This window comes from Pseudomonas sp. PvP028 (assembly GCF_017832255.1).
Taxonomy (GTDB): domain Bacteria; phylum Pseudomonadota; class Gammaproteobacteria; order Pseudomonadales; family Pseudomonadaceae; genus Aquipseudomonas; species Aquipseudomonas syringae.
Map to the genome: position 1 here is coordinate 5214073 of NZ_JAFIBL010000001.1, position 25806 is coordinate 5239878.

Here is a 25806-nt window from a genome sequence, read left to right on the forward strand (position 1 = left end):
CGCTTATTCGACAGCAACCTGCTGGAAAATCTGCGCCGTCGACAGCACCGTAGCGTACTCGCCGTGCAGGTTGGCCAGTGACATCGCGTGCACTTCTTCGGCACTGCGTGGCGTGCCGAAGAAGTCCTGTTGATCGAAGGTAAAGCAGGCATCGTGCGCGACCAGCACGTCAAACCCCAGATTGCCGCCACTGCGCGCGGTGGACTCGACCGAGTTGTTGGTGACCACCCCGGCAATCACCAGTTGCCTGATCCCGTCGAAGCGTAACCACATTTCCAGGAAAGACCCGCAAAACGCGTCGGGTACCTGCTTGCTCAGCTCACGTTCATCGGATTGCGGCAAGAACGCTGGCTGGTACTCGACCCCTGATTGTTGCGGCCAGAACACTGATTCGGGTGACGTCGAGAAATGCCGGACGTGAATCACCGGCCGCCCGGATTGCCGCCAGGCACCGAGCAGAGCGCTGACATGGATCTCGGCCAGCGGGTTATTGCGTCGCCCGAGCTTGGGATGATGGATGCCCTGCTGCAGGTCGATCAGGATCAGCGCGCTGTTGTCTTGAATATCCATGATCAATCAGTCCGAACTTTTGGTTCAGCAAGACTATCGCAATCAAGGTCTATTCTGGTCGCAATCGTCGACAGGCTCAGGCTTGTCCGAGACCTGCCCCTAAGGAGAACATCATGATCGAACACCTTAAACTCGCCGGCAAAGTAGCGCTCGTGCAGGGCGGCTCACGTGGTATCGGCGCGGCCATCGTCCAGCGCCTGGCCAAAGAAGGCGCTGCCGTGGCGTTTACCTACGTCAGCTCCGAAGTCAGCGCTCTGGAGATTCAGGACAGCATCGTCGCCAATGGCGGCCGGGCCCTGGCCATTCGCGCAGACAGCGCCGACGAAAAAGCCATCCGCCAGGCCGTACAGACCACTGCCGAGACCCTAGGCAGGCTGGATATCCTGGTCAACAACGCCGGTATTCTGGCCATTGCGCCGCTCAATGAGTTCAGCATGCAGGACTTCGACAAGACCCTGGCCATCAACGTGCGCAGCGTATTCATCGCCAGCCAGGAAGCCGCGCGACACATGGAAGAAGGCGGCCGCATCATCAACATCGGCAGCACCAACGCTGACCGCATGCCCTTTGCGGGCGGCGCCACCTACGCCATGAGCAAATCGGCGCTGATCGGCCTGACCAAAGGCATGGCCCGCGACCTCGGCCCGCAAGGCATCACCGTCAACAACGTCCAGCCCGGCCCGGTGGACACCGACATGAACCCTGCACAGGGCGAATTCGCCGAAACCCTGAAAGCGCTGATGGCCCTGCCCCGCTACGGCACCAGCGAAGAAATCGCCAGCTTCGTCGCCTACCTCGCTGGCCCTGAAGCGGGCTACATCACAGGTGCCAGCCTGACCATCGACGGCGGCTTCAGCGCCTAAGGCCTGCACCACAAGCGGCCCTTTGCCCAAGGGCCGCATCCCCCACCAGGGCCTTTTACTGACGAATCAGCGTTTATTTGCTTAAGCGCATGAAAAATCTGAAAAAAAGTTTTGCGTTAGGAAAAGCTTTCGACTACATTAGCGCGCCTCGGCAGACACAACGTTGTCGTCGAGATACGGTGAGGTGTCCGAGTGGCTTAAGGAGCACGCCTGGAAAGTGTGTATACAAGAAATTGTATCGAGGGTTCGAATCCCTCCTTCACCGCCATATTGATACAACGCAAAACCCCTGAATTCTGAAAGGAATTCAGGGGTTTTGTGGTTTCTTGGGCCTGAAAATATGGCCGTGGGATGGGTTGTTCAGAGGCAAGCGCTCGGCGTCGTATTGATTGAATTGATCGCGGCTCATCTGGGCGGCCCCTTCAAGGGGAGTTGTCCATAGCCATCAACTCATTAAGACGCGCGTCGACTTTCCAGGATAGGTAAAAAGTACATGCCGGCCAGCATGCCTAAAAAAAATATGAGAGCTTGCATGGACTTACCCCTACAAAACCGGACACCAACGCCCCGTTAAATTAATGCTGCCGCTAAGCGCCTGAACCCCCTCGGTGAACGATATTCAAGGTGCTGTGCGGATGCTGCTCGTTGTAATGCTCGAAGGCAATTGCCAGGTTGCGCAACGCCGTTAGCCGATCCGGCTTTGCATGTGCGCCACGTCGCTTGATCGTCCTCACGAAGCTCTCTGCCATGGCGTTGCTCTGCGGGCTGCGCACAGGCTTGGTCACCGGCTGTAAACACTTCACTGAACGCTTGGGATGGAATACCCTGCCGAGATGGCCAAGGCTGTGGTCTCGGAAGCCACCGAGTTTTCCAATCGAGCTTAAGGTTCAAGTGTCCCGAACAGCAGGGCTGGCGATACCAAAAAACGAGAGAGGCGCACTTGGACTATCTAGCAGCACTGACCGCTTTCGTAGAGTCTGCCAATGGCAACAGCTTTTCCAAAGCAGCAGAGCGTTTGGGGATCAAAGCGTCTACGGTTTCGCGTTACATCAAAGATCTAGAGCAAGATCTCGGCATTGCACTTTTCAATCGATCAACACGAAAACTCGCATTGACGGAGGGTGGGCAAACGTTCTTATACCATGCCCAAAAAGTCCTCTTTGAATTGTCAGAAGCCAAGGCGGCAACGTCAGCCCTCAATCAAAATCCCCGAGGGAGATTGAAGGTTAGTCTTCCGCCTGCTTTTGCGCGTCATCATATACTCCCTTTAGTAGGCGAGTTTATTAAGCGTTACCCAGACATCACACTAGATCTCTGTCTTGAGGAGTCACAAGTCGATCTGATCGCCACTGGAATCGATCTTGCGATTCGAATTGGCAGGCTGGCCAACTCCAATCTCAAGGCGAGAAAGCTGGCTGAGGTAAAGACTTTCCTGTGTGTGAGTCCAGAGTTTGCCGCTCGCTATTCTCAACCGGATTGCCCTGATCAACTGCCCGTCGACATGATGATCATCGGGCGCCAGTGCCCCGAGGCGTTGATATGGGCAAACGACAACGAGCAGGTTTCGTTGCCCGTTGGTGCTGTACTTTGGATAAATGACCTTGACGCTCAACTAATCGCGGTGAGCAGCGGGTTGGGAATGGCATTGCTCCCAGACTGGCTTGCCAGTGCCAGTTTGCGCGATGGTCGACTGGTGCGTTGGCTGCCTGATTGGGAGATCAAGACCTCACAGGAATCTGGCGCCGTCTGGTTTGTATATCCGCCGAAGCGAATCGTTTCTTCGAAGGTGCGATGCTTCATTGATTTCATTGCTGAACGCGTGGTTGACCCGCCCGTGTGGCAGCAATGATTCCCGGTATGAGCTAGTCATGCCGGGAGTCTATTTAGCTGAACCGAATATCCAGTGATCGCAGATATGTCTGTAGACCTGCATCCTGAATCGGGATCAGAAATGCTTCGCGATCCGACTCGTTGAAGTGAGCATGCCAATAGCCAGGTGGTGTGACGAACGCCAGCCCTGGTGTCCAATCTACGCGTTTTGGATTGCGAATCTGGCCATTTTCGTCCAGTTCGGTACCGACAAGCGAATAGCACCCGGCTGGGCAGTCAATGATGAAGTCCAGGGCGATGGATTGATGCCGGTGAGGTTTTTGGATCGAGCCGGCTGGGAGGATGCCATACATAGCCCACAGCACATGGGTCACTGTGCGTGTCTGAGGGAAGTTGCTGTTACCAAGCAAAATGCTGATGCGGCTGCGATCCTGTGCACGTGGATCATCAGCGGCTTCACGAAGCTTTGCCGATGCGACATCCGCAGGGTACAGCGTCGGGGTGAAGCGGTCTTCACTTCTGCTCACGCCTAAGTAGCGAAGAAGAGGCTCATCATGTACCCAGTAGAATCGTGCGTCCGCCGACGCCCTGAGGATTGTGCTGTTCATCCCTGGCAGGGCGATAAAACAACCCTTCGTCCATTCAAACGCCTCTTCACCGTACACAAAGCTGCCGCTACCATCGATGACATACAGAACCTGTGAGGTCGCGTTGGGCGCTAATGTGACGTCATCGCCGGCGTTCAGTCGAATGAAACTAGCACAAAGACCTGGGCCGGTGGCTGGGCCTTCACACGCTAGTGTTTCGCTCAAATCGAGAGCAACTGTTCGAGATGGGCCCGAATCATAGAGCGAAGCAGGAAAGCTCTGGTACGGGATGCGGGTAATCAAGTTTGCGCTGATCGGGTTTGCCGCTTTGCTGTACTCGAAGTATTCGGCATCGATCTCATGTGGAGATACTTCCAGGTTTGAATGCGGTTGAATTGCACTGTTCATAATGAATCCTCGTTCCGGGTCTCATGATCAGGACGCTGCGGGAGCCAGCACGCCACGGTGGATTCAATATACGAGTCTGGTACGGCGCTATGAAGAACCGCACCGGCACATCACTTGTGCGCAAAGGGGTGTTGATCCCCTCCCGATTTTGACTTTGAAAGGTTGGGGGCATTGTGATGCGGAAGTAGCGGCTTAATCTCACTCGCGCGCTGCGTCGGCAACTCGCTCATTTCTGAGCCATGCCGAATGCCTAGCCAGTGAAACCTGCCTTGATTCAACCGGCGAGCCGCCAGCCAAGTGCCGAAACCGCCATGCACCAGAACTTTCATCCAAGTGGTGCGCGTTTGGAAAACAGATACGCATAAGGAATGAAAGCTGGCAGCGCGACGCAGCACGGGGGAATTGCACTGTTAGCCTGAAGCGATAGTGTTTTTATGAATACGATCAAATAACCACAATCAAAATCCGAGCCCAGTCCTTACGCCATTCGCCTCATGGACAAGTTCATCTGCCCCATCAGGTCTCGTTGTTCTCTCAAAGAGAGAACCAGCCGCGCGATGGACCGGCTGCTGTCTACCTCGGACAAGGACAGCCCCGTTACGTAGAGCTGGATATCACCTGACTCGGGGTGGAGAAGCTTCACCGAGAAGGTTTCATTTGGCGCGACGACGCACTCGCACTTTGAAGGCAGAAAAGCTGTTTCAAGAACTCGCTGAATATCGGGTTTTGAAAACATGGTGCGTCCTCTGGAAGGGGCCAAATCGTGATGTGAAGTGTAGACGAGTTTCAGGCGAATAGGTTTCCGAGCTGCGCGCCGGATGCACGCGGCGCGTGGGGCTTTTTGTGGCGGCTGCCTGGGACTGTTTTGCCTGATCAAGGCAACTGCCTGCAACACCTCACGCTCTCTGGTCTAAAGTACCCTCTTCTGAACTCCCCGAGCCTCGACCGATATGAATGAACGCGCACGTGAACTGGCGTCTCGTCTGATTCGCAATTTCAACGAGGCTCCCCTCGAACATGAAGTTCGTGAACCGCTCTATGAAAGCTCGGCCGCCCGCTTGGGCACTGGCACGGCCGCGCAAAAGCTGGGGGCATCGATTGATGTCGTGGCGCCGGGCAAGCGCTCCTGCCCTTATCATTTTCATCATGTGCAGGAAGAGATGTTCGTGATCATCGAGGGCGAAGGCAGTTTGCGTGTCGCGGGCGAGATGCTGCCGATCAAGACGGGGGACGTCTTGTTTATCCCCGCGGGTGCCGATTACCCGCATCAGCTAATCAATACCTCGCAGGCGACGCTGAAATACCTGTCGATCAGCACCCGGGAAACACCCGAAGTGTGTGAATACCCGGACTCGGGCAAGTACCAGGCCATGGTTTCTGTCCAAGGCACCCGAGTGTTCACCGCCAACCAGCGGACCACGGAAAACCTCGATTACTGGGACGGCGAACCGTGATTTGAATTGTTTATAAATTGTATCCGGCAGTTCACGCTTTTTTCACGTTCGCGGGTTTATTGTTAACTCAATTCCCAGCAAGACCTTAAGCCCGCTACCCCCCATCGCGGGCTTTTCTTTGTCTGCGATTTGAGCATGCAGCGTTTGGCATGAGTCAAGAGACATCAGGGACACGACTGCTCAAGCAAGCGTCGGGCAGACAGGGAACATCATGCAGAATACGATTTCCAAGCCCTACCTCCCGGATGAAACCCGTCAATCATGAAAAACACCCTGAAAAAACTGCTCCTCGCTGTGGCATGTCTGGCGGCTGGCCCTGCTTTCGCTGCGTGTCAGATGACGCCAGTGGCGTACGACATGCCTTCGCAACGTCTGGACGAGGCCTTGCAGCAACTGGCGCATCGGTCCGGCTGCCCGGTGAAGGTCAACCTGGGCGCGGACAGCAGCAGAAAGGTCAAGAAATTCAAGGGCACCTTTACCCCGGATCAGGCGTTGTGGCTGGTCTTGAAAAAAACCGGACTGGAAGGTTATGTCGAAAATGACGGCCTTACGGTTGACCGTCGAGGCCAGGATTTTGTAAACCAGCGAGCAACTGAGCTACGCACGGCTATCGAAGAGGCTGGCGCACGAATGGAGGCCAGAAAGAAGAAGCGCTTCCTTCATCAACTGGACACCATTGAGTCCGGAGCGAAGAAGGTGGTCCTTGAACAGAGCTTTGTCAGCGCAGCCGAGATGGCGAGTTACAAGCGTGACTTCGACGAACTGTCGAGCCAGATACCGGCCAGCAAGTGATCCCGCGATAATTGCGCTAAAATTTGCCGCTTTTAAGCGCAAGGCCGAACGCGCAGTGGATGACCGATGAAAAAAACCGCATTACTCCTGATGGCACTGACCCTGCCTGCGCTTGCTCAGGGCGCAGGCGATGCCGAGGCCGGGAAAGCCGTGTTCACCCGCCTCTGCTCGGGCTGCCACAAGATCGGCCCTTCTGCACGCAGCGCATTTGGCCCGCCCCTCAACGGCATCATTGGTCGTCAGGCGGGGCAACAGGAAGGCTACGTGTACACCGACGCGATGAAGAACTCGGGGCTGGTATGGACGCGCGAAGAGTTACGCACTTACATCAAGGACCCGAGCGAAGTTGTCCCCGGCACTCGCATGAAGCTGTGGTGGATGGGTAACGATGAGCGAATGGAAGATCTGCTGGAATACTTGGATGCTAACAAGTAGTACGAGGGGGTAAAGCGAGGTCCGGATATAAATCGCCCCCGGTACTCACCGAGGGCAATTTGTCAGTTACTTGTCCGGCGTGTAAGGCGGGTAATCATCCTTACTGCCTTTATCGGTAGCAGGCGTCTTCGCTGGCTCGGTGGGGTCGATCTGCGGGTCTTGGGTATTCGGCGACTTCTCGTCGAAACCCGGATCGTTCTTGTTTCCGCTGTTGCTGCCTGGCTGGGTGCCGGTCATATGCGCCTCCGTTTTTAAATTCAGGACCTGATATTCAGAGAGCCTGCGGCCACAGCCGTGCGATGTGTCTGACGAACGGGCCTGGCAGAGGGATATGGCAGCGACAAAGAGCAAGTGGTAGCCTTGCGCCATGCTCGCGTCCAGTAGGGATAACCTCATGAAAAGGCTTTCAATAACGCTGTCGGTGTTCGCTTTGCTGGGCAGCGGTGCAGCATACGGCGAGATCTTCAAATGCACGTCACCCCAGGGCAAGGTGAGTTATGCATCGATTCCGTGTGATGAAAGCGCGCAAAGCGCACTGCAACGCGAAGGCCCGGCCTATATGCGGAACGCAGACGAGCCGCTGGACTACGTTCACAAGACCAATCTCAAGGCTATCGAATACCTGAAGGTCGGCGGTCGCACTCGAGTGCAAGTGATCGAGACCGAGCGCTACAAGGCCTTCCAGAGAAACCGCCCGCCTCCCCCGAACATTCCTTCGCAGTGCCAAAGCCCGCGTTACGACAGCCAATGTTTCGATCCATCGGGTGGAATGTCCTCGAAAAAACAGGCGGCCTTTCGGGATACCGCTCGATAATCTACTGAGCGGTTTTCACATCGGCACGCACTTCACTGATCTGAATTTCAGGGATCAGGTCGGTGTAGTTGATGATATCGGCATTGATCTGCTTTGAATGCGGCCCCATGCCGGCTTCAAAGTCTTCAATGGAATCACAGTAAATGTGGCACATGCCGATATACACGGGGTCGGAACCTGGGGTTGCTCCGCCTATGCCGCGGTCCACGCTGTAACCCTTGCAGTACTTGCCCATCAGCTCCTGCACCAGCGGCATGTGTCTGTCACGATAGTAATCGTGGTCGAAACGGGCACCCTCTTCATACGCATACAGCACGCTCACTTTGATCATAACGACAGGTTCCTCTTCAAATGATCGATAAATTCGTGCGGACAACCGTTTGCAAGTGCTGACATCAAAAGCCACCTCCCTCACAATCACGCGGTCTTGCCAGACTATTCAAAGAGACAGCCTGGCTATCGAAACGTTTGAGGCAAAACCACATGAATACACTTGAGTGGAACGAGGCCGCGCTGGCGAAATACCTCGCGACCCATCCGACCCTGAAGGATGAAATCAGCGCCTTGAGCCCCAAGGAGCAACAGCAGCAAGTGCAATGGGCGTTCGAAGACGAGGCCGAGAGCCAGGGTATCGAGACCTGGGAGCTGGCCTTGGAGCTGATTGCCGAGTCGCCCGAACAGTTGCAGAGCATGCGCCTTGAAGCACACCGCCAGGTCGCCGAAGCGCTGGGGATGGAGTGGGAAGAATATTGCGGATTCAACGATATCCAGCCATGACGCGGCGCGCAGTCGGCGTTAAATCAGCCACTGATCGGCACGCCATTCAGTGACCCGGCAGTCAGCGCTTTACCTGTTCCTTATGGATGAGTAACGTCTGCTCACTTCAATAAAGGAATCACGTCATGAGTGATCTGGTCTCGTACCATCTGGACGACGGCGTCGCCACGCTGACCCTGAACAACGGCAAGGTCAATGCCATTTCCCCGGACGTGATCGTTGCTTTCAACGCCGCACTGGACCAGGCCGAAAAGGATCGGGCCATCGTTATTCTCACCGGCCAGCCGGGCATTCTGTCGGGCGGTTACGACCTCAAGGTCATGACCTCCAGCGCCGAGGCCGCGATCGAGCTGGTCGCACAGGGCTCGACGCTGGCGCGGCGCATGCTGTCGCACCCCTTCCCGATCATCGTCGCCTGCCCCGGCCACGCGGTTGCCAAGGGTGCCTTTCTGCTGCTGTCTGCCGATTATCGAATCGGTGTCGCCGGGCCATTCAGTATCGGCTTGAACGAGGTGCAGATCGGCATGACCATGCACCACGCCGGCATAGAACTGGCGCGCGATCGCCTGCGCAAATCGGCGTTCAATCGCTCGGTGATCAACGCCGAGATGTTCGACCCTGAAGCAGCGATGGCCGCTGGTTTCCTCGACCGGGTGGTCAGCGTCGAGGAGCTGCAGAGCACCGCACTGGCCGTCGCCGGGCAGCTAAAGAAGATCAATATGAACGCGCACAAGAAGACCAAACTCAAGGTCAGAAAGGCCTTGCTCGACACGCTGGAGGTAGCGATCGAGCAGGATCGGCAGCACATGCTCTGATCCTCAACCGAAGCCCATGTCAACGGGCTTTCGTTTATCGGCGAACTCATACGCGTTTGATCAATCTGATCAGCGACCGCGCATGTTTTTTGCGCCACTGACAAATTGAAGAAGCGATAGCGCCATGGGCCGAGTTGTTGCAGCAGCGGTGTACACAAAGGGCAAAAAAGTCCGTGATATTACCCTCGATGAGGGCGCTGCCTGGGCAGCCAAGCCCGATCATTTCGTCTGGATAGGACTGGAGCAGCCCACCAACGCGGAGCTGACCAGCCTCAAGGAGCAGTTCAACCTGCATGAGCTGGCCCTTGAAGACGCGCTTGAGGTGCATAGCCGTCCGAAGCTGGAAACCTTTGGCGATGCACTGTTCATCGTGACTTACGCCCCCGTTCGCGACAACGGCAAGCTGCTGTTCATCGAAACCCATATTTTCGCCGGCAAGGGTTACATCATCACCTCGCGCAACGGTCACTCCAAGTCCTACGGGCTGGTGCGTCAGCGCTGCGAAGCCAGACCACTGCTGCTGGAGCATGGCGAAGATTTCGTGCTCTACGCGCTCTTGGACTTCGTGACCGAGAACTACCAGCCGGTGACCGAAGCCATCCACGCCGAGCTCGAGCAACTGGAGCAGAGCGTCATTGGTGGTTCGTTGCGCGAGTCCGACATCCAGCACATTCATGCTCTGCGCCGCGATCTGTTACGCATGCGCCGCTACGTAGCACCGATGGTGGAAGTGGGTGAGGAATTGCAGAAACTGAGTTTTCCGTTCATTGACAAGAACATGCGTCCTTACTTTCGCGATGTCGAAATTCACGTCAAGCGGCAGATGGAAGACCTGGGCAACCTGTGTGACATCGCCAGCCAGACAATCGAAATCGGCCTGCTGCTGGAGTCGTCGAGGCAAAGCATCGTGCAACGCAAGTTTGCCGGATGGGCCGCGATTCTGGCATTCCCGACGGCCATTGCCGGCATCTACGGCATGAATTTCGAGAACATGCCTGAACTCAAGTGGGAATACGGCTACTTCATCGTGCTGGGCGTCATTCTGGGCGGGTGTACGGCGCTGTTCGCCAGTTTCAAGCGCTCCGGTTGGCTATAACCCCGCCACCGCATTCCCATTCAAACAGTCCGGCGAGCGCATGACGATGAGTCGTGCGTCGGGTCAGACGGACTGTTTTTCCGGCTTGTGCGCCACAAAGCGCATCATCCATTCCGCCACGGTCGCGCCATGATGATCGTGGTCCAGGCTGGCGACACCCTGCTGGTAAATCTGCTCGCCCAGCGCTTCCTGACGAAGGTCAAGCAAGGTGCGGGAAAAGTCATGGATGAACTCGGGATGCCCCTGGAAACACAGCACCTGATCATTGATATGGTAGGCCGCAAACGGGCAGAACTCGCTGGACGCCAGCACCGTCGCGTTATCGGGCAGCGCCGTGACCTGATCCTGATGGCTGATCAGCAGCGTGAGCTTTTCCATCGCCGGCGTCATCCACGGCCTGGCGGGGGCCAGTTGATAATGGTGAATGCCGACACCCCACCCCTGCACGGCACGCTCGGTCCTGCCGCCCAGCAGCAAGGCCAGTAACTGGTGACCGAAGCAGATACCCAGCAGTTTTTCTCCGCGCTGATACAGCTCCAGCAGGTAGACCTTCAAGGTCTGAATCCACGGGTCGGTGCCAAATGAGTCGGCCTTGCTGCCGGTCACCAGGTAAGCATCGAACTGCTCGTCTGCAGGTGGATAGTCCCCTTGCACCACGTTGTAAACCGTAAGCTCTGCGGCGATGGGCTGGCGGGCGAAGAGTGTTTCAAACATCCGCCCATACCCATGGTATTGCTCGACCAGTTCAGGTCGCAGATTGTCGGTTTCCAGAATACAGATGCGTAAAGACATAAAAGGGACCCTGAAGCAGTAATGAGGCAATAGCGCACCGGCAGAGCCTGCCTTGAAGACCTCGGCAAATCAAGCAGCACCCCGGCCCGTTTCAGACGTTTATTCCATGTAGGAAAATTCTGTCCCGGACGAACGGTGCAAAGCTGACGGCCAATGCCGAAGCGTCTAGAAAAGGGCTGTGCATTCAGCGCCGCATCCGGTAATAACGTTCGCTTCTAGATAAACACAGTTAGATTCCCAACAGTTCTAAGCTGAACGGCACCTCGGCTCTATGGTTATATCTGTAACAGGAGGCGCGCAAAATCCTTTCAGCGCTCGGGCCAGCGGTCGAATGACCGGACCCACCTGTTCAATGCACAACCTTGCCAGCAGTCGATTATCTGTCTTGCAGATCGGGCCTGCTTCTGTCGCTCAGGAATAACAACAAAAGGCGGTCAGCCATGTTCAAGTTCAAACACTCTAAAGTACGTCAGGCGGGATTGATCCTCTTCACTACTGCGCTGTTATTGATCGTGCCTAACCTGAATCGATTGTTTGGCTGATCCACGCGCTTTCGATCGACGTTCAACTGTGCCACTCTTTCCATTCGCACTGAGGGAGGTGGAGTTTATGCGCCAATGGATTGCTGTTTGTGCACTTGTCAGTAGTTTCGCAGCACACGCGGGGATGGTCGATCAGGCTGCGGCCGTGGCAGCGCTGAAGGAAGGCAAGCTGGCGATGGATGTACGCAGTCAGACCGACTATGACGCAGGCACGGTACTGAACGCCGTGCGCGTCGATGACCGACGGCTGGTCAATCAGATGAAACAGGTGCTCAACGACCGCAATGCGGTGTTCGTGATTTTCAGCAGCACGGACAGCAAGGCCGACAAGGCTCAGGACCAGCTCAGGGCTGCGGGCTACTTCAGCGTCATCAATGGCGGCAACTATGAAGAGCTGCACAACGCGCTCTACGACATCACCGACGACCCCGCCGAATAAGCAACGGCCGGGAACTTGAGCCCGGCCATTGCATGATGCACAGCCCAGTTACGCGTTACTGATGCTGCGCCTGGACCTGCACACGGGTTTTCACTTTCGGCGTGCCGGTCATGGGCGACACCACGACCTTGGCGTGCATATGCTCGGATCCGCCACCGCGCCGCATGCCGCGCACCGGACAGGCGTCCAGATAATCCAGCCCTACCGCCAGTTTCAAATGACGCTCGGGAATGGCCAACTGATTAGTGACATCGAAACTGTACCAGGCGTCGTCTATCCAGGCCTCGGCCCAGGCGTGGCTGGACAAGTGTTCGCTGTCTTCGCTGCACAGATAACCGGAGACATAACGAGCCGGCACCCCGAGGCTGCGGGCACAGGCCAGAAACGCGTGGGTATGGTCCTGACACACGCCCGAGCGTCCGGCGAAAGCCTGCGCGGCACTGGTGTCCACCTCGGTCGCACCCTGGGTGTAGGTCATGTGCTGGTTGAGCGCCTGCATCAGGTCGATCAACCCGGTGCGGTCAGCTCGTTTGCGGCACTCCATCGCCGCAAAACTGCGAATCGCCTCGTCAGGCTCGGTCAGTCGGGTCACGCGCAAAAACGGCAACGCCGACTGGCTTTCGTGCTCGGCCTCGCGGGTCTCGTCGATCTCCACCTGCCCGCGTGCGCCGATGATGATCGATTCGTGCGGCTCTTCCAGGCTCAGAACATGCAGGATATTGCCAAAGGGGTCTATCTGCGCACGCACCGGACGTGGCAACGTCAGCTGCCAGCTGAGCACTTGCTGACGCTCACTGTCGTGAGGTGTCAGGCGCAGATACTGGATACTCGAGCGCACCTGGTCATCGTAGTGATAGGTGGTCTCATGGCTTATCGAAAGTCTCATGCAGCCTCCAGATACGAAGTGTGAATGGCATCACCCAGTTGAGCCAGCATCGGAATGAATTCGTTCAACCACTCGTGCAGGCCTTCAGACAGAATCTCGTCGATGCTGGTGTAGCGTAATCTGGCGTCCATCTCGGCCGCCATGCGCTGTGCGGGTCGACCGTTGACGCCGGGCAGGCTGGCCAGAATGACGTCCATCTCCTCCAGACAAGCGCGTAGCGAGCGCGGAATGTCGGCACGCAGCAGCAACAGTTCGGCAACCTGACGCGCGCCTGGCGCATCCCGATAGACCTCAGTGTAAGCCTCGAACGAGGACAGCGCGCGCAGCAAGGCGCTCCACTGGTAATACCCGGCCGCCGAGTTGTCTGCCGCAGCGTTGGCCTGTGGCCCACGCAATTCAAGCATTTCATAACGGGCATCGAGCATGCGCATGGTGTTGTCGGCGCGCTCGATGAATGTGCCCAGACGGATGAAGCGGAATGCATCGTTACGCATGATGGTGCCGTAGGTCGCGCCACGGAACAGGTGCGAACGCTCCTTGACCCACTCGCAGAAACGGCTCATGCCGTAGCGGGTCAGGCCCTGCTGGGCGATGCCGCGAATCTCCAGCCAGGTGGAGTTGATGTTCTCCCACATGTCTGCGGTGATACGCCCGCGCACCGCGTGCGCACTGGCCCTCGCTGCGCCCAGGCAGCTGTAGATGCTCGCCGGATTGGTGGCGTCCAGGGCAAAGAAATGCAGCATGCGTTCGGCGTGCAGCTCGCCATGACGCTCGATATAGGTTTCCAGCGTTCCGGTGATCAGCAACGGCATGGCTATTTCATCCAGCCCGTCGCCCCGCCCGTCCTGCGGCATCAGCGACAGCGAATAGCTCACGTCCAGCATTCGGGCGAGGTTCTCCGCTCGCTCCAGGTAACGCGACATCCAGAAAAGATCAGAGGCAGTTCTACTTAACATTGGCAGGCATCCTTAATCCTCGACCACCCAGGTGTCTTTGGTTCCGCCACCCTGTGACGAATTGACCACCAGCGAGCCTTCACGCAAGGCCACTCGGGTAAGCCCGCCAGGCACAACGCAGGTTTCACGACCGGACAGAACAAACGGGCGCAAATCGATATGTCGCGGGGCAATGCCGTTCTCGACAAAGGTCGGACAGGTCGACAGGCACAAGGTGGGTTGGGCGATGTACGCATGCGGCTTGGCCTTGAGGCGTGCCCGGAAGGCTTCGATCTCGGCGGCGGTCGCTGCGGGACCGACCAGCATGCCGTAGCCACCGGAGCCCTGGGTTTCCTTGACGACCAGGTCGCCCAGGTTGGCCAGCACATGTGACAGCTCTTCAGGCTTGCGGCACTGCCAGGTCGGCACGTTCTTGAGAATCGGTTCTTCGTCCAGATAGAAGCGAATCATGTCGGTGACGTAGGGATAAACCGACTTGTCATCCGCGACGCCGGTACCGATGGCATTGGCCAGGACCACGTTGCCGGATCGATAGGCAGACAGTAGCCCAGGGACGCCCAGCATCGAATCAGGGTTGAAGGCCAGAGGATCGAGAAATGCGTCATCGAGGCGACGATAGATCACGTCAACGGCTTTCGGGCCGTCGGTGGTGCGCATGAACACGCGGTCATCGCGAACAAACAGATCAGCACCTTCCACCAGCTCGACGCCCATCTCGCGAGCCAGAAACGCATGCTCGAAAAAGGCGCTGTTGAAGCGGCCTGGCGTCAGCACCACGACACTCGGGTTGTCCAGATGGCTGGAACTCTTGAGCGTATCGAGCAACAGATTCGGGTAGTGATCGATTGGCGCAATGCGCTGCGCAGAAAACAGCTCCGGGAACAGGCGCATCATCATCTTGCGGTCTTCGAGCATATAGCTCACGCCGCTCGGGGTGCGCAGATTGTCTTCCAGCACGTAATAGGTGCCGTCACCGTCGCGCACCAGATCAACGCCGGAAATATGCGAGTACAAATCGCGGTGCAGATTAAGACCCTGCATTGCCAACTGGTACTGCTCGTTGGCCAGCACCTGTTCGGCGGGAATTATCCCGGCCTTGATAATCCGCTGGTCGTGATACAGATCGGCCAGAAACATGTTCAGCGCCTTGACGCGCTGAATGCAGCCACGCTCGACAACCCGCCATTCGCTGGCCGGGATGCTGCGCGGGATGGTATCGAAAGGGATAAGCCGCTCGGTGCCCTGCTCATCACCATAGAGGGTGAAAGTGATCCCGGCACGGTGAAACAGCAGATCAGCTTCGCGCCTGCGTTGAGCCAAAAGCTCGGGAGGCGTATCGCCCAGCCAGCGGGCGAACTCCCGATAGTGCGGACGGACTACGCCGGCCGCATCGTACATCTCGTCATAAAAGGTGCGGATCATGCCGTACTCCTTGTCACCATGGACACCAAGACCATCGCAAAGCCCGTGCCACCGGCATAAACGCTTTGATTTCAAAAGGTTAGGTAAACACTCGACGCTCTACGCACCATTCCTGTGCACTAAACGCCCAAGCCAATTCTTTTGCGCCTCATTCGGAAGCGTCATTCAACCGTGAAATCTATGATCAGCATAGTCAGAGTTGATTTCCGCCAACGACATTAGTTCGCCACACTCCACAGCAACCGAGCAAACAGGGCGCCAAACGCCGATTTTGCCCTAAACGATATTTTGTCCAGCAAGCCAAAAATGCCTGCGGATTTTAAACAGACTTCCCTTTGCGCCACTCGTTTGAGTGGCTTTTTTTTGACCACTGCTTATGAACCAGGCCCAGAAACAGAACCGGCCGATGCGGAACGTATCCCGAATCAGCCGGTGGTGGTGTAGCGCCTGACAATCCGCAGCCATCAAGCGTGCAGTCTTCTGATCTCCTGAGTAACGCCCCATCCCTCGACTTCGCCGTCCATAGGTGAAATGACCGTCTGGAAGTCCTGCTCGAAGTCACCAATGCCGTCATAGGTGGCGTACATGACTTTGCTCAATTGAAGGTGCCAATGACCGTCATCACGTACGTTTACCTGGGTGTTGAGGGATTCGCCGCGAAATTGCTCTGCGGCCTGCCGTGCCCGCTCCTCGTCCGGGAAGATGGCGTAGAACTCGATGGGATAGATTCGCGCGAAGTCAAAACCGCCTTCTTTCATGCGGCGCAGTACGTTACTGCTGATGTCCTCTTGATAGGCTGTGCTCATGAAACGTCCTCCTATGCAACGATAGATAGGGTTTCAACTCTTCCTGAGCGACCGCCGAGTCTTCGGAGGGCGCCTCGCGACAGATAATCCGACGCGGGGAATCAAGCATGTAGCTGACCGGACCAAGCTTGGCACCGGTCGGGTATCGAGATGTCAGAGGCTGCCTGAACAGCCTCATCTGCAGAGTAGCCCCATCGTGGGCCGGATGCCAAGTGGTTGCCACTAAAAGGTTTTTGATCAGCGCAGATCAGGCGACTTCTGTAATGGAAATGATCTGCACACTGTTATGGTCCTTGAGCGTCTTCACGGTAGGATCTTCAGTACGCCCATCAAGATCATTCAGATTCAGCTCGTCGGTAACTGGGTAGAGATCCTTGCGCAGGAAACGCGCGGCCTCCTCCTCACTCGGACGCTCATCAAAACCAGCCTCGCGGTGCTGCTGCACACCATCCTTGTCCAGATACGAAATGGCCCACTGTTTCATCAATGCCTCCCATACGAAGCCAGGCACTCTGGCTTATGTGATCTGGACCTTTTGGCCCGTGTATTCGTTCAACCGATTACGCCGCAGGGCCAGGCATTTCAGGCAAAAAAAAGACCCTCGCAGTCAATGCCGAGGGCCCTTGTCGCTTGACTGATCCGACTCGCCGGTCGCCCGGACGAGTCGGTTGTCATCAGTTGCGGTTCTTGCTGGCTTCTACACCTGCCGTGTTATCCAGAAGGCTCTTGGTGGCCGTCTGCAGGAAGCTTTCCAGCTTGCGCTTGAGCTCCTGCGTGTCGGGCGCATCAGGCACTTCTTCGGCATGCGGCTTGGCGCCAAGGGTGTAGGTCAACAACTTGGCAGGCATCTCGGTCGGCTCGATCAGGATACGGTTGCCGCTGATGATAGCGACCACCTGCTCACTGCCCGACGGCTTGATCACACCGAAGCCCTTGTCACCCTCAGGCAGGTTCAGCAGATCGCGGCCCCAGCACTGGTTGCGGTTCAGACCACCCAGACGTCCCATGATGGTCGGCACGACGTCGACCTGCGTCCCCACGATGCTGCTGCGCTGGCCGAACTTCTCCTGCACACCAGGGCCGATCAACAGCAGAGGCACGTTGAAACGGCCCAGGTCCATTTCGGTCAGTTGCTTGTCGTTACCGAAACCATGGTCGCCCAGCACCACGAACAGCGTGTTCTTGTAGTAAGGCTCTTTTTTGGCCTTCTCGAAGAACTGGCCCAGCGCCCAGTCGGCATAACGCATGGCGGTCAAATGCTCGTCCAGCGAGCCGTGCCCGGTGACGCGCTCGACCGGCAGAGGATCCGGCAGCGCATACGGCGTGTGGTTGGACAGGGTCTGCAGCAAGGCATAGAACGGCTTGCCGTCCTGACGGGCCTTGAGCTCCTGCGCGCCACGGTCGAACATGTCCTGGTCGGAAACACCCCAGGTCGGATCGGAGAACACCGGGTTGACGAAGTCTTCACGGCCGACGAAGTTGGTCATGCCCTGGTTGCTGAAGAAACCCGACTGGTTGTCCCAGGCAAAGTTGCCGTTATAGACGTAGACGTCGTCGTAATTGCGACCCGTGCTCAGCAATTGCGGAAGCCCCGACAGCTTGTGGCTGCCTTCCGGCGTCTGCATCAGGTACTCGAAGCCCGGCAGGTTCGGGAAACACGCCATGGTGGCGAACATGCCCTGGTGGGTGTGGGTACCGTTGGAGAAGAAGTGATCGAACAACAGGCCTTCCTTGGACAACTTGTCGAAGTACGGCGTGATGTTGGCATCGTTGCCCAGGGCGCCCACCGAGTGACCGGCGAAGCTTTCCATCAGGATCACGACCACATTGCGGATCGGCAAGGTATTCTCTGCCGGCGGCGTGAAGTCGCGACGCACAGCGGCAATATCCGGCTCGACCAGCTTGTCATTCGGGGTCAGCAGCATGTCGCGCACGGTCTGCTGGGCCTCGTTCTGTGGCAGCGTGGCTTTCCAGATATTGTCGCGATCTTCGGACATACGGCTCTTGGCCGCAGTGATCAACGTCAGTGTGCCGTTGAGGCCCAACTGGTTGGCGAAGTTGGAGTCAGTGGTGTAAGCGTCGCCCCAGCGCAGCGGCGGACCTTGACGCAGAGTGCCACGGATGCAGACCACCATGACCAGCAACACCAGCACGAACACACCGGCGCGCACATACCAAGGCGCAATGGAACGAGTGGCCTCCGGGCTGGTTTTTGCAGCAACACGTGGACGGGTTGCACGGTCAATGCCCTTGAACACCAGACTCAGCAGCCAGGTCACCACGGCCCATGCCAGCAGGTAACGGACCACCGGGAAACCGTACCAGAGCATGCTCAGAACAGTCTTCGGGTCTTCCTTGACGTATTGAAACACCAGACCGTTCAGGCGCTGGTGAAACTCACGGTAGAAGTCCATTTCCATCAAGCCGAAGAACAGCGTGATGCTGCCAACCAGCGTCAGCCAGAAACGGAAGAACCCGCGTGCCGCCATGGCGCGTGCGCTGAACAGCGACAGCACCAGCGGAATGAGCAGGTACACGGTCAGGCGCAGGTCGAAGCGCGTGCCGTTGAACAGTGCTTCAAGGAACGTCGAGGCAGGTGTGTCGCCAATCATCTCGCGGTTGTAGACCAGCAGACCGATACGCAACAGCGTGTACATCACCATCAGGGCGAAGCCGCTGAGCAGGATGTACGCCAGATGCGATTTGACAGTGGGGTTTTGCAGGCGGGCTTGCCGATGAATCTGGGCGTCCGTTTTGGCCATGGTTGTCAGGATCCGGTGGATTCAGGGGTAGGTTCAGAGTGCAGCGCCGCCCTCCTCTTGAAGGAGACGGCGCGCGACAGGGCGCAGATATTACTTGATTGCGGGTCGCCAGGGGCCAGGTCAGCCCATGAAGACGCGTGCCTGTTCAGCTTCGCGCGCAATTTTGTGACAGATCGTGTGAAATTTCTGTCGCGAATTAAGCGCTTATAAAGCCTCACAGGCCACGCTCGAGAAAATCCGGCTCGAGGAGCCGGACCGACTCATCAGTCGTTGCTGGCCTTGCCTACGGCCTGCAGAACGTACTGCGGCAAGGCGAACGCACCGATGTGGACTTCCGGATTGTAATAACGCGTAACAATACCGCTGCCCGAGAAACGCTGACGCAGGGTTTCCAGCGGCAGTTTGCGATAGCTCTTGTTGGTTGAGCCCCAGGCGAAGGTCATTGCTCCGCCGATGTAAGTAGGGATCGCAGCGTGATAGAAATGCCAGTCGGCAAACAGACCGTTCATGCGCCCGGCTGTGGTCTGCACGCCACTCAACTGCATGAAAGGCGTGCCATTCTGGGTGACCAGAATGCCGCCTTCATTGAGGCAGCGATGGCAGGCCTGATAAAAGTTTTCCGAGAACAGGACTTCACCCGGGCCGATCGGATCGGTGGAGTCGGAGATGATCACGTCGAACTTCTCTTCGGTGGTCGCGACGAAGCGCATGCCATCGTCGATGACCAGGTTCAAACGTGAATCGTCGAAGGCACCGCTGGAATGATTGGGCAGATATTCCTTGCACATCTCAACCACGGTCGCATCGATCTCGACCATGGTGATATGTTCGACGCTCATGTGCTTGGCGACTTCACGCAGCATGCCGCCGTCGCCACCGCCGATGATCAGCACACGCTTGGCTGCACCGTGCGCCAGAATCGGCACATGGGTGAGCATTTCGTGGTAGATGAATTCGTCCGCTTCGGTGGTCTGAATGACGCCGTCCAGCGCCATGACACGGCCCATGCGCGGGTTCTGGAAGATCACCAGATGCTGGTGATCGGTACGTACTTCGTGAAGCATTTTTTCAATACGAAAGCGTTGGCCGTAGCCTTCGTATAACGTTTCCTGATAATCGCTCATGGGTAAGCTCCCGCTGGGTACTGATGACAGGACGGCCGACCGCCCACAACAAAGGCGCGCATTCTACGTCGAGGAACATGACAGGTCGAACCTCTATGCAGCTTAGCGTGTCACTGCCGCCGCGAATGCCCGGCGCATGAAACGAAAAACGCCTGATTACCCAGGGTAATCAAGCGTTGTTTGCCCAGCGTATGGACGTATCACATACGTACGTTGCCACGCGGCCCGAGGATTGCCCAGATGATCAGGCCCACCACAGGAAGCAGTACGATCAGCAATACCCAGAGGATTTTCTTGCCGGTCTCGGCACCGCTTTTCAAGACGTTGATGATGGCCCAGATATCGAGCGCCAGAATGATCAAGCCGACCAGGCCGTTGAAGCTAGAACCCATGGTGTTGCCCCTAAATTGAATGCTTACCCTCCTAGGATAGTCGCGCCGTTCGGGGGTTCCGTTGAACCAACCTTATATTCTCGGGCTCCCAGACGGGGTCGACTTTGTATTTCAGTCACCATTGCTTTCTCCCCCTTTACAAAGGTAGCCCTATCAATGCCTACGCCCGCATCATCCCGAACGCCCTGGGCGGCCTGGTTAAACCAGCTTCAGGGCAGCCCGCTGGTAAGCCTGGGCTTCGCCCTCGCCCTGCTGATCGTCGTCGGCCTGGGTGGCATCAGTCTTTACAACGCTTTCTATGGCACCAGTCAGGTCAACTTCAATCACGCCTTGCTGGGCGGTATCGCTGGTTTTCTGGCGACGGCGCTAGGCGCAGTAATGGCGGTTGCACTGCGCAATGTTTCGCAACGCGCTCAGGACATCATGCTCGGGTTTGCCGCCGGGATGATGCTGGCGGCCAGCTCGTTCTCGCTGATTCTTCCAGGCCTGGAAGCCGCCCGGGACATTACCGACAGCGGGCCGTGGGCCGCTGCGACGGTTGTCGCCGGTCTGGGGCTGGGTGTGCTGCTGATGCTGGGGCTGGACAAGTTCACCCCGCACGAGCATGAAAGCGTAGGCCGCCAGGGACCTCATTCGGAACGGATCAGCCGGGTCTGGCTGTTCGTGCTGGCGATCACCCTGCACAACCTGCCTGAGGGCATGGCGATTGGCGTCAGTTTCGCCAGCGGCGACATGAATGTCGGCCTGCCATTGACCACCGCCATCGCCATTCAGGACATTCCCGAAGGTCTGGCCATTGCGCTGGCCCTGCGTGCGACCGGCCTGTCGGCCTTCAAGGCGATGCTGGTGGCCATCGGTTCCGGCCTCATGGAGCCACTGGGCTCACTGGTGGGCCTGGGTATCTCCAGTGGCTTTGCCATCGCCTACCCGCTGAGCATGGGGCTGGCGGCAGGCGCGATGATCTTCGTGGTGTCCCATGAAGTCATCCCGGAAACCCACCGCAATGGCCATCAGACCTCGGCAACTCTGGGCCTGATGGGCGGGTTTGCGGTGATGATGTTTCTCGATACGGCGCTGGGTTAACCGCGCAGTGCTTGCAGTGCAGGTGCGGCATGGATGCCGGCCGATGCTGCCAGCTCGACTACGCGCGCTTCGTCACAACCGTATACCAGCACCGCTTGCAACTCATCATCCAGTGGCTGGCTGAAGTTCATCAGCACATAGCCGCCCATCTCCTTGTTCATGCTGCTCAACTGAATCTGAATGCGATTGAGCGCAACCAGCGGCTCGACCTTGGCCAGCTGCTTGGGCTTGATGTTGAAGGTCACGTCCTTGCCAAACGACTGAACGATCTGCTCGAACAGGTCCATGTAGCTGTCGGCCTGGAACAGAACGGTTTCCGGCAGGCTGCCCACTACGACCCACTCGCCCAACGGGATCGGGAATGTATCGTCGTAGTTGATATCAGGGTTGGCGGCCAGAAATGCCTGCGGATCGGCATACGCCTGCGCGGCTTCATCGGCAATATGCACGATTTCATCGTCGCCCATGCAGCCGGAGCTGACTTTGCTGATTAATTCGACCAGTGAGTCTTTCATGGGAGCGATCCTGATAGCGGGCAAAAAAAGAGGCGCGAAGGATAACGGTAAATCCATCGCGCCTCTATGTGTTCATGCCTTGCTGTCAGTGCACTCGCTGTCAGGACCGGGCTGGCTGCACGCCCATTTTGGTCAACTGCTCGATGGTGACGGTCGCGCCCATTGCCTGAGCGGCGCCCAGTGCAGTGATGCCCTTGGCATCGGTGGCATGCGGGTCTGCGCCCTGACTGATCAGGTAATCGACTATCTCATTGCGGTTGAACATCGCCGCCATCATCAATGCTGTACGGCCATCAGCAGAGGCACCGTCTATATCGGCGCCCGCCTCGACCAGCAACCTGACCACTGCCAAATCGCCCTTGAACGCTGCGCCGGCGATGGGGCTCTGGCCGTTATCGTTGCGGATTTCAGGATCAGCCTTGTGGTTCAGCAGCACACGGACCGCATCCGCCTGGCAGTGGTAGCTGGCCAGCATCAGCAGCGTATCGCCCTTGTGGTTGCGCAGATCTGCGGGCACGCCCTTTTCAAGCAGACGGTCCAGCATGACGGCATTTCCCTGGCGAGCCACATCGAATACCTGCTCGGCGAACTCGGCGGCTTCGTCTTCAGTCATGGTTTTCGAGGCGCTGATATCTGTATCGGTCATTAACTACTCCTTGGCGCACGTTACTCCGGACATATGTTGACCCGGCACTGATAAACACACTGACCTCAACTCTCGCCAGCTGTTCGATCAGCATCGATCCCGATGAGCAATGCCTGCTCTTGATCGCCAGAAGCTATGCAATCCCCCTTCTGCCCGATCCCCATCGTGCAAGAAACGGCAAAATGCAGGGCGCACGACGGGTGTTCATGCAAAATGCACGAAGCCTGAAAATAGAAAATATTTCAAACTATTGATTTTAAAGGATTTAATTTAAGAGAAAGTCTGGCACAGACACTGCAATAGTACTTGCAAGCTTGTTATCCCATGAGCAATGGAGCCGCCTCACATGACTTTTATTCAAGAAAAATTCGCTTCCGTATTCTCCGACTACACCGTCACCACTCAGCCGCGTCCTGATGGTGGTGTTCTGTTGTCACTGCGTACCCAAGATGGTAAGCAGATCCGTCGCTCAGTCTCTTATGCTCAGCTGCACACTCCGGTTCAACTGGAATGGGTAATCAGCGCTATTCGCCGCGATCTGGCTGCACAAGCCAGCGAGCTGCCAGCTATCTCGATGCTGCAAAGCCAGCACCGTTTTGATCTGCCGACGTACCACACACGTTGATTTGCCCGCCACCCTGATGGGTGGCATCCGCCGTACGCTCTCTCATCCCTTGTTTACCGCGATTACACTTTGTTCTCGCGGCTTTTTTTTGCCTGCGTTTTCCTGGTCGGCTACCTGATCAGCCCCCGACAAAGTGCTTCGCCCACCGCCTGTGCCCTGTTGGCAACGCCCAGTTTGGAGTAGATGGTCTTGAGGTGATACTTCACCGTCGACTCCGACACGTCGCGGATCATCGAGATCTCCCAGGCCGTCTTTCCATCCCTGGCCCACTGCAATACTTCCAGCTCACGATGGGTCAGACCGCGTGAACAGAACTTTAGACCCCGCGCGACACTGTGCAGCACCGGCATGAGACTGCTCATGAGGTACTTTTGTTCAGCGCTGATGGGCCGCTCCACTTCGCCCAGGGTACACACCGATGTCACGCTGTCGGCACCACGACAATGATTGGTGTAGCCGTAGGAGATGGCCGGAAGCAGTTCACAGGTATCGACGAGCGCGTCATAAAAGGCTGATACGGGGTATTGCCTGAACGCATCCTGCCAGTTCAGGAAGCCCAGTTGATTGCGATAACAACGGATCACCGGGTCTTGCGTGATCAAATCGTGCTGGCGGTAGGCATCGCCCCAGGCATCGTCGACGTTGGACGTGATGAACGTCAGTAACACCGGGCCCTTGAACTGAAAGAACATCGCGCGCTCGCTGTTGCATTCGCGCCGTAACCATTCGAGTGCGTTTTCGATGGCGGCCTGCCCATCGAGCTCGGTAATCGTGCTCACCATCTGCTGTATCAATAAGTCCCTGGTTGCGCTTTCTGTCATGGCACTGCCCATCGCTGCCGCTCCTTCTTCGCCGGGAAATCGGTACAGGTGTTGACCGTAACCCCGTTGACGATGGCGCAGAACTTACACGAATAATCACGTTGAAAAACGGCGAACAGAACAAACAGATTCAACGTACTTTCGACCAGGCAATCGCTCACCAAAAAGCAGGAAATACCTTACAAAAGAAGTGTTTAAGCGTTGGACTTCGATGCAGCGGCATCAGGACGATGCCGCGCACAGCAGGCGGGAGTTTTCTAGAAAGAGGCTGGATCGATAAGCGCAAAACTGGCCACATACGTGTGCCCGGCAAGCGCCCCGCCATCACGCGCAAGACCACAGGTGGCCATGCCGGCGGCCTTTGCAGCATCGAGCTCTTCGACGATATCCGACAGGAACAGAATGTCCTCGGCAGGACAGTCCATTGCCTGCGCAATGGTCCGGTAGGACTGCGCTTCGCGCTTGGGGCCGGACGTCGTATCGAAGTAACCACTGAACAGGCCGGACAGATCGCCTGCCTCGGAACAGCCGAAAATCAATTGCTGAGCCTGAATCGAGCCCGAGGAATAAACGTAAAGCCGGTAACCCTGTTGCTGCCAGAGCTTCAAGGCATCGACAGCATCCGGATAAACATGGCCCTTGAGCTGTCCGGCGTTGTAGCCCTGCTCCCAGACCATCCCCTGCAGAGCCTTGAGCGGCGTGGCCTTGCGATCTTCGGCGATCCATTCCAGCAATATTGCAATGACGCGCTCGACCTCAGCGTCAGGCTCACCGGCCTGGTCACGCACCGCCTGCAGCTGCTGCGCCACGGCCGGTTGCTCGGCATTTTCACGAACGAATGCGGGCAAGTGCTTTCTGGCGAACGGAAACAACACATCGAAAACGAAACTCACTGCACTGGTGGTGCCTTCGATATCCGTGAGGATAGCTTTGATGGGCATCAGAATGGGGCTCCTGTCAGTCTTCAAGCCGTGGGAAACGGCCCGCAATGTCTTCACCGGTAAAGTTTGCTACCCAGCCTTCCGGATTATTGAACAGGCGGATGGCAACGAAGTGCGGGTTCTCGCCCATATCGAACCAGTGCCGCGTGCCGGCCGGTACGGAAATCAGATCGTTCTTTTCGCACAGCACGGCGTACACATAATCGTCGATGTGCAAGGTGAACAAGCCCCGCCCGGCGACGAAAAAGCGTACTTCGTCTTCGCCGTGGCGGTGCTCTTCAAGAAACTTGGCGCGCAATTCGGCTTTTTGCGGGTGATCGCTGTTGAGACTGATGACATCCACGGTGACATAACCGCGTTCGCTCATCAGCCTGTCAATCTGGGTGCGATAGGCGCTGATCACCTCTTCCTGACTGGCACCGGGAGTGATCGGCGTGGCGGCCTCCCAGCGGTCGAACGCCACGCCATGCTCGGCCAGCGTCGACGCGATGTCTTCCAGATGGGTCAGCACCTTGTTGGGTATATCAGGGCTTGAAACGTGATAAACGGACAGGCTGCTCATGCGTGAATCCTCGGTTTGGTGCAACGCCTTCCGGCTTTTACAGGCCGGTCA

General features: G+C 57.1%; 31 protein-coding genes, 1 tRNA gene and 1 pseudogene. 13 read left to right on the forward strand and 20 right to left on the reverse strand.

Features of this window, described 5'->3' with window-relative positions; all coding sequences use genetic code 11:
* Nucleotides 1-3: 3 nt before the first annotated feature.
* On the reverse strand, nt 4-570 hold the full coding sequence (locus JOE34_RS22195) for a cysteine hydrolase family protein (protein WP_010425991.1): 567 nt from the start codon (nt 568-570) through the stop codon (nt 4-6).
* A 113-nt stretch (nt 571-683) separates the two neighbouring features.
* Between JOE34_RS22195 and JOE34_RS22200 the strand changes: the two genes are divergently transcribed.
* A complete protein-coding gene (locus JOE34_RS22200) occupies nt 684-1433 on the forward strand; it encodes a 3-oxoacyl-ACP reductase family protein (protein ID WP_003315093.1) in 750 nt (249 codons plus the stop codon).
* Nucleotides 1434-1611: 178 nt separating this feature from the next.
* Nucleotides 1612-1701 (forward strand) — tRNA-Ser (locus JOE34_RS22205).
* 302 nt (nt 1702-2003) lie between these two features.
* Here JOE34_RS22205 and JOE34_RS22210 read toward each other — a convergent pair.
* A pseudogene (locus JOE34_RS22210) lies at nt 2004-2227 on the reverse strand (integrase core domain-containing protein); the annotation flags it as partial.
* A gap of 146 nt (nt 2228-2373) precedes the next feature.
* On the opposite strand from JOE34_RS22210, the gene JOE34_RS22215 reads away from it, so the two are divergent.
* Entirely contained in the window at nt 2374-3282 is a 909-nt protein-coding gene (locus JOE34_RS22215) for a LysR family transcriptional regulator (protein WP_010425987.1), read from the forward strand.
* A gap of 34 nt (nt 3283-3316) precedes the next feature.
* On the opposite strand, the gene JOE34_RS22220 is transcribed toward JOE34_RS22215, so the two are convergent.
* Together JOE34_RS22220 and JOE34_RS22230 are read right to left on the reverse strand one after the other, a co-directional pair.
* On the reverse strand, nt 3317-4258 hold the full coding sequence (locus JOE34_RS22220) for a hypothetical protein (RefSeq protein ID WP_010425986.1): 942 nt from the start codon (nt 4256-4258) through the stop codon (nt 3317-3319).
* Nucleotides 4259-4736: 478 nt separating this feature from the next.
* Complete coding sequence (locus JOE34_RS22230; RefSeq protein ID WP_003315097.1) at nt 4737-4994, reverse strand: DUF1652 domain-containing protein; 258 nt, start codon at nt 4992-4994, stop codon at nt 4737-4739.
* 214 nt (nt 4995-5208) lie between these two features.
* On the opposite strand from JOE34_RS22230, the gene JOE34_RS22235 reads away from it, so the two are divergent.
* The 3 genes from JOE34_RS22235 (at nt 5209) to JOE34_RS22245 (ending at nt 6939) form a co-directional block, all read left to right on the forward strand.
* Nucleotides 5209-5712, forward strand: a complete 504-nt coding sequence (locus tag JOE34_RS22235) for a cupin domain-containing protein (RefSeq protein WP_099314951.1) — start codon at nt 5209-5211, stop codon at nt 5710-5712.
* Nucleotides 5713-5973: 261 nt separating this feature from the next.
* The gene (locus tag JOE34_RS22240) at nt 5974-6504 is read left to right on the forward strand and encodes a hypothetical protein (RefSeq protein WP_209996675.1); all 531 of its coding nucleotides are present in this window, start codon (nt 5974-5976) and stop codon (nt 6502-6504) included.
* Between the two features lie 66 nt (nt 6505-6570).
* On the forward strand, nt 6571-6939 hold the full coding sequence (locus tag JOE34_RS22245; protein ID WP_058446982.1) for a c-type cytochrome: 369 nt from the start codon (nt 6571-6573) through the stop codon (nt 6937-6939).
* 66 nt (nt 6940-7005) lie between these two features.
* On the opposite strand, the gene JOE34_RS22250 is transcribed toward JOE34_RS22245, so the two are convergent.
* Nucleotides 7006-7176 (reverse strand): DUF6021 family protein, encoded by a 171-nt coding sequence (locus JOE34_RS22250; RefSeq protein ID WP_003315102.1) that lies wholly within the window; start codon nt 7174-7176, stop codon nt 7006-7008.
* A gap of 157 nt (nt 7177-7333) precedes the next feature.
* On the opposite strand from JOE34_RS22250, the gene JOE34_RS22255 reads away from it, so the two are divergent.
* Nucleotides 7334-7753 carry a DUF4124 domain-containing protein gene (locus tag JOE34_RS22255; RefSeq protein WP_010425981.1) on the forward strand — a complete coding sequence of 140 codons (420 nt, stop codon included), beginning with the start codon at nt 7334-7336 and terminating at the stop codon, nt 7751-7753.
* A 1-nt stretch (nt 7754) separates the two neighbouring features.
* Here the strand turns inward: JOE34_RS22255 and JOE34_RS22260 are convergent, their stop codons facing one another.
* A complete protein-coding gene (locus JOE34_RS22260; RefSeq protein ID WP_003343170.1) occupies nt 7755-8084 on the reverse strand; it encodes an EthD family reductase in 330 nt (109 codons plus the stop codon).
* A gap of 152 nt (nt 8085-8236) precedes the next feature.
* Here JOE34_RS22260 and JOE34_RS22265 point away from each other — a divergent pair, with 152 nt between their 5' ends.
* The 3 genes from JOE34_RS22265 to JOE34_RS22275 all read left to right on the forward strand — a co-directional run bounded on the left by JOE34_RS22265 (nt 8237) and on the right by JOE34_RS22275 (nt 10441).
* Complete coding sequence (locus JOE34_RS22265; RefSeq protein ID WP_003315106.1) at nt 8237-8530, forward strand: DUF6388 family protein; 294 nt, start codon at nt 8237-8239, stop codon at nt 8528-8530.
* Between the two features lie 125 nt (nt 8531-8655).
* Nucleotides 8656-9345, forward strand: coding sequence for a crotonase/enoyl-CoA hydratase family protein (locus tag JOE34_RS22270; protein ID WP_209996677.1), 690 nt, complete (start codon nt 8656-8658; stop codon nt 9343-9345).
* 124 nt (nt 9346-9469) lie between these two features.
* Nucleotides 9470-10441: a magnesium and cobalt transport protein CorA gene (locus JOE34_RS22275; protein ID WP_003396697.1), complete on the forward strand. Its 972-nt coding sequence runs from the start codon at nt 9470-9472 to the stop codon at nt 10439-10441.
* Between the two features lie 63 nt (nt 10442-10504).
* Here the strand turns inward: JOE34_RS22275 and JOE34_RS22280 are convergent, their stop codons facing one another.
* Nucleotides 10505-11233, reverse strand: a complete 729-nt coding sequence (locus JOE34_RS22280; RefSeq protein WP_209996679.1) for an amidotransferase — start codon at nt 11231-11233, stop codon at nt 10505-10507.
* A 609-nt stretch (nt 11234-11842) separates the two neighbouring features.
* Here JOE34_RS22280 and JOE34_RS22285 point away from each other — a divergent pair.
* Nucleotides 11843-12214, forward strand: a complete 372-nt coding sequence (locus JOE34_RS22285; protein WP_003415870.1) for a rhodanese-like domain-containing protein — start codon at nt 11843-11845, stop codon at nt 12212-12214.
* Nucleotides 12215-12269: 55 nt separating this feature from the next.
* Here the strand turns inward: JOE34_RS22285 and JOE34_RS22290 are convergent, their stop codons facing one another.
* The 8 genes from JOE34_RS22290 to JOE34_RS22325 all read right to left on the reverse strand — a co-directional run bounded on the left by JOE34_RS22290 (nt 12270) and on the right by JOE34_RS22325 (nt 20562).
* Entirely contained in the window at nt 12270-13100 is an 831-nt protein-coding gene (locus tag JOE34_RS22290; RefSeq protein ID WP_003315112.1) for a transglutaminase family protein, read from the reverse strand.
* Nucleotides 13097-14056: an alpha-E domain-containing protein gene (locus tag JOE34_RS22295; protein ID WP_003315113.1), complete on the reverse strand. Its 960-nt coding sequence runs from the start codon at nt 14054-14056 to the stop codon at nt 13097-13099. The genes JOE34_RS22290 and JOE34_RS22295 overlap by 4 nt, the downstream gene beginning before the upstream one ends.
* 12 nt (nt 14057-14068) lie before the next feature.
* Nucleotides 14069-15478 carry a circularly permuted type 2 ATP-grasp protein gene (locus tag JOE34_RS22300; protein WP_209996681.1) on the reverse strand — a complete coding sequence of 470 codons (1410 nt, stop codon included), beginning with the start codon at nt 15476-15478 and terminating at the stop codon, nt 14069-14071.
* A gap of 464 nt (nt 15479-15942) precedes the next feature.
* Entirely contained in the window at nt 15943-16284 is a 342-nt protein-coding gene (locus JOE34_RS22305) for a ribonuclease E inhibitor RraB (protein WP_003315117.1), read from the reverse strand.
* 247 nt (nt 16285-16531) lie between these two features.
* Nucleotides 16532-16768, reverse strand: a complete 237-nt coding sequence (locus tag JOE34_RS22310; RefSeq protein WP_003315118.1) for a hypothetical protein — start codon at nt 16766-16768, stop codon at nt 16532-16534.
* Nucleotides 16769-16958: 190 nt separating this feature from the next.
* Nucleotides 16959-19046 carry an LTA synthase family protein gene (locus JOE34_RS22315; RefSeq protein ID WP_003415866.1) on the reverse strand — a complete coding sequence of 696 codons (2088 nt, stop codon included), beginning with the start codon at nt 19044-19046 and terminating at the stop codon, nt 16959-16961.
* 263 nt (nt 19047-19309) lie between these two features.
* Entirely contained in the window at nt 19310-20170 is an 861-nt protein-coding gene (speE, locus tag JOE34_RS22320; protein ID WP_003423476.1) for a polyamine aminopropyltransferase, read from the reverse strand.
* A gap of 200 nt (nt 20171-20370) precedes the next feature.
* Nucleotides 20371-20562 (reverse strand): PLDc N-terminal domain-containing protein, encoded by a 192-nt coding sequence (locus tag JOE34_RS22325; protein ID WP_003315122.1) that lies wholly within the window; start codon nt 20560-20562, stop codon nt 20371-20373.
* Nucleotides 20563-20718: 156 nt separating this feature from the next.
* Between JOE34_RS22325 and JOE34_RS22330 the strand changes: the two genes are divergently transcribed.
* Complete coding sequence (locus tag JOE34_RS22330) at nt 20719-21645, forward strand: ZIP family metal transporter (RefSeq protein WP_016567677.1); 927 nt, start codon at nt 20719-20721, stop codon at nt 21643-21645.
* Here the strand turns inward: JOE34_RS22330 and JOE34_RS22335 are convergent.
* Nucleotides 21642-22160 carry a hypothetical protein gene (locus JOE34_RS22335; protein WP_004418424.1) on the reverse strand — a complete coding sequence of 173 codons (519 nt, stop codon included), beginning with the start codon at nt 22158-22160 and terminating at the stop codon, nt 21642-21644. The two genes, JOE34_RS22330 and JOE34_RS22335, sit on opposite strands and share 4 nt — an antisense overlap.
* Before the next feature lie 100 nt (nt 22161-22260).
* Nucleotides 22261-22806 (reverse strand): ankyrin repeat domain-containing protein, encoded by a 546-nt coding sequence (locus tag JOE34_RS22340; RefSeq protein WP_003396406.1) that lies wholly within the window; start codon nt 22804-22806, stop codon nt 22261-22263.
* A gap of 346 nt (nt 22807-23152) precedes the next feature.
* Between JOE34_RS22340 and JOE34_RS22345 the strand changes: the two genes are divergently transcribed.
* Nucleotides 23153-23431, forward strand: coding sequence for a DUF3509 domain-containing protein (locus JOE34_RS22345; protein ID WP_003315128.1), 279 nt, complete (start codon nt 23153-23155; stop codon nt 23429-23431).
* A gap of 110 nt (nt 23432-23541) precedes the next feature.
* On the opposite strand, the gene JOE34_RS22350 is transcribed toward JOE34_RS22345, so the two are convergent.
* The 3 genes from JOE34_RS22350 to JOE34_RS22360 all read right to left on the reverse strand — a co-directional run bounded on the left by JOE34_RS22350 (nt 23542) and on the right by JOE34_RS22360 (nt 25755).
* The gene (locus JOE34_RS22350) at nt 23542-24264 is read right to left on the reverse strand and encodes a LuxR family transcriptional regulator (protein ID WP_004418428.1); all 723 of its coding nucleotides are present in this window, start codon (nt 24262-24264) and stop codon (nt 23542-23544) included.
* Nucleotides 24265-24509: 245 nt separating this feature from the next.
* Nucleotides 24510-25193, reverse strand: a complete 684-nt coding sequence (gene mtnC / locus JOE34_RS22355) for an acireductone synthase (protein ID WP_046265801.1) — start codon at nt 25191-25193, stop codon at nt 24510-24512.
* A 16-nt stretch (nt 25194-25209) separates the two neighbouring features.
* A complete protein-coding gene (locus JOE34_RS22360; protein ID WP_003423469.1) occupies nt 25210-25755 on the reverse strand; it encodes an acireductone dioxygenase in 546 nt (181 codons plus the stop codon).
* Nucleotides 25756-25806: the final 51 nt, after the last annotated feature.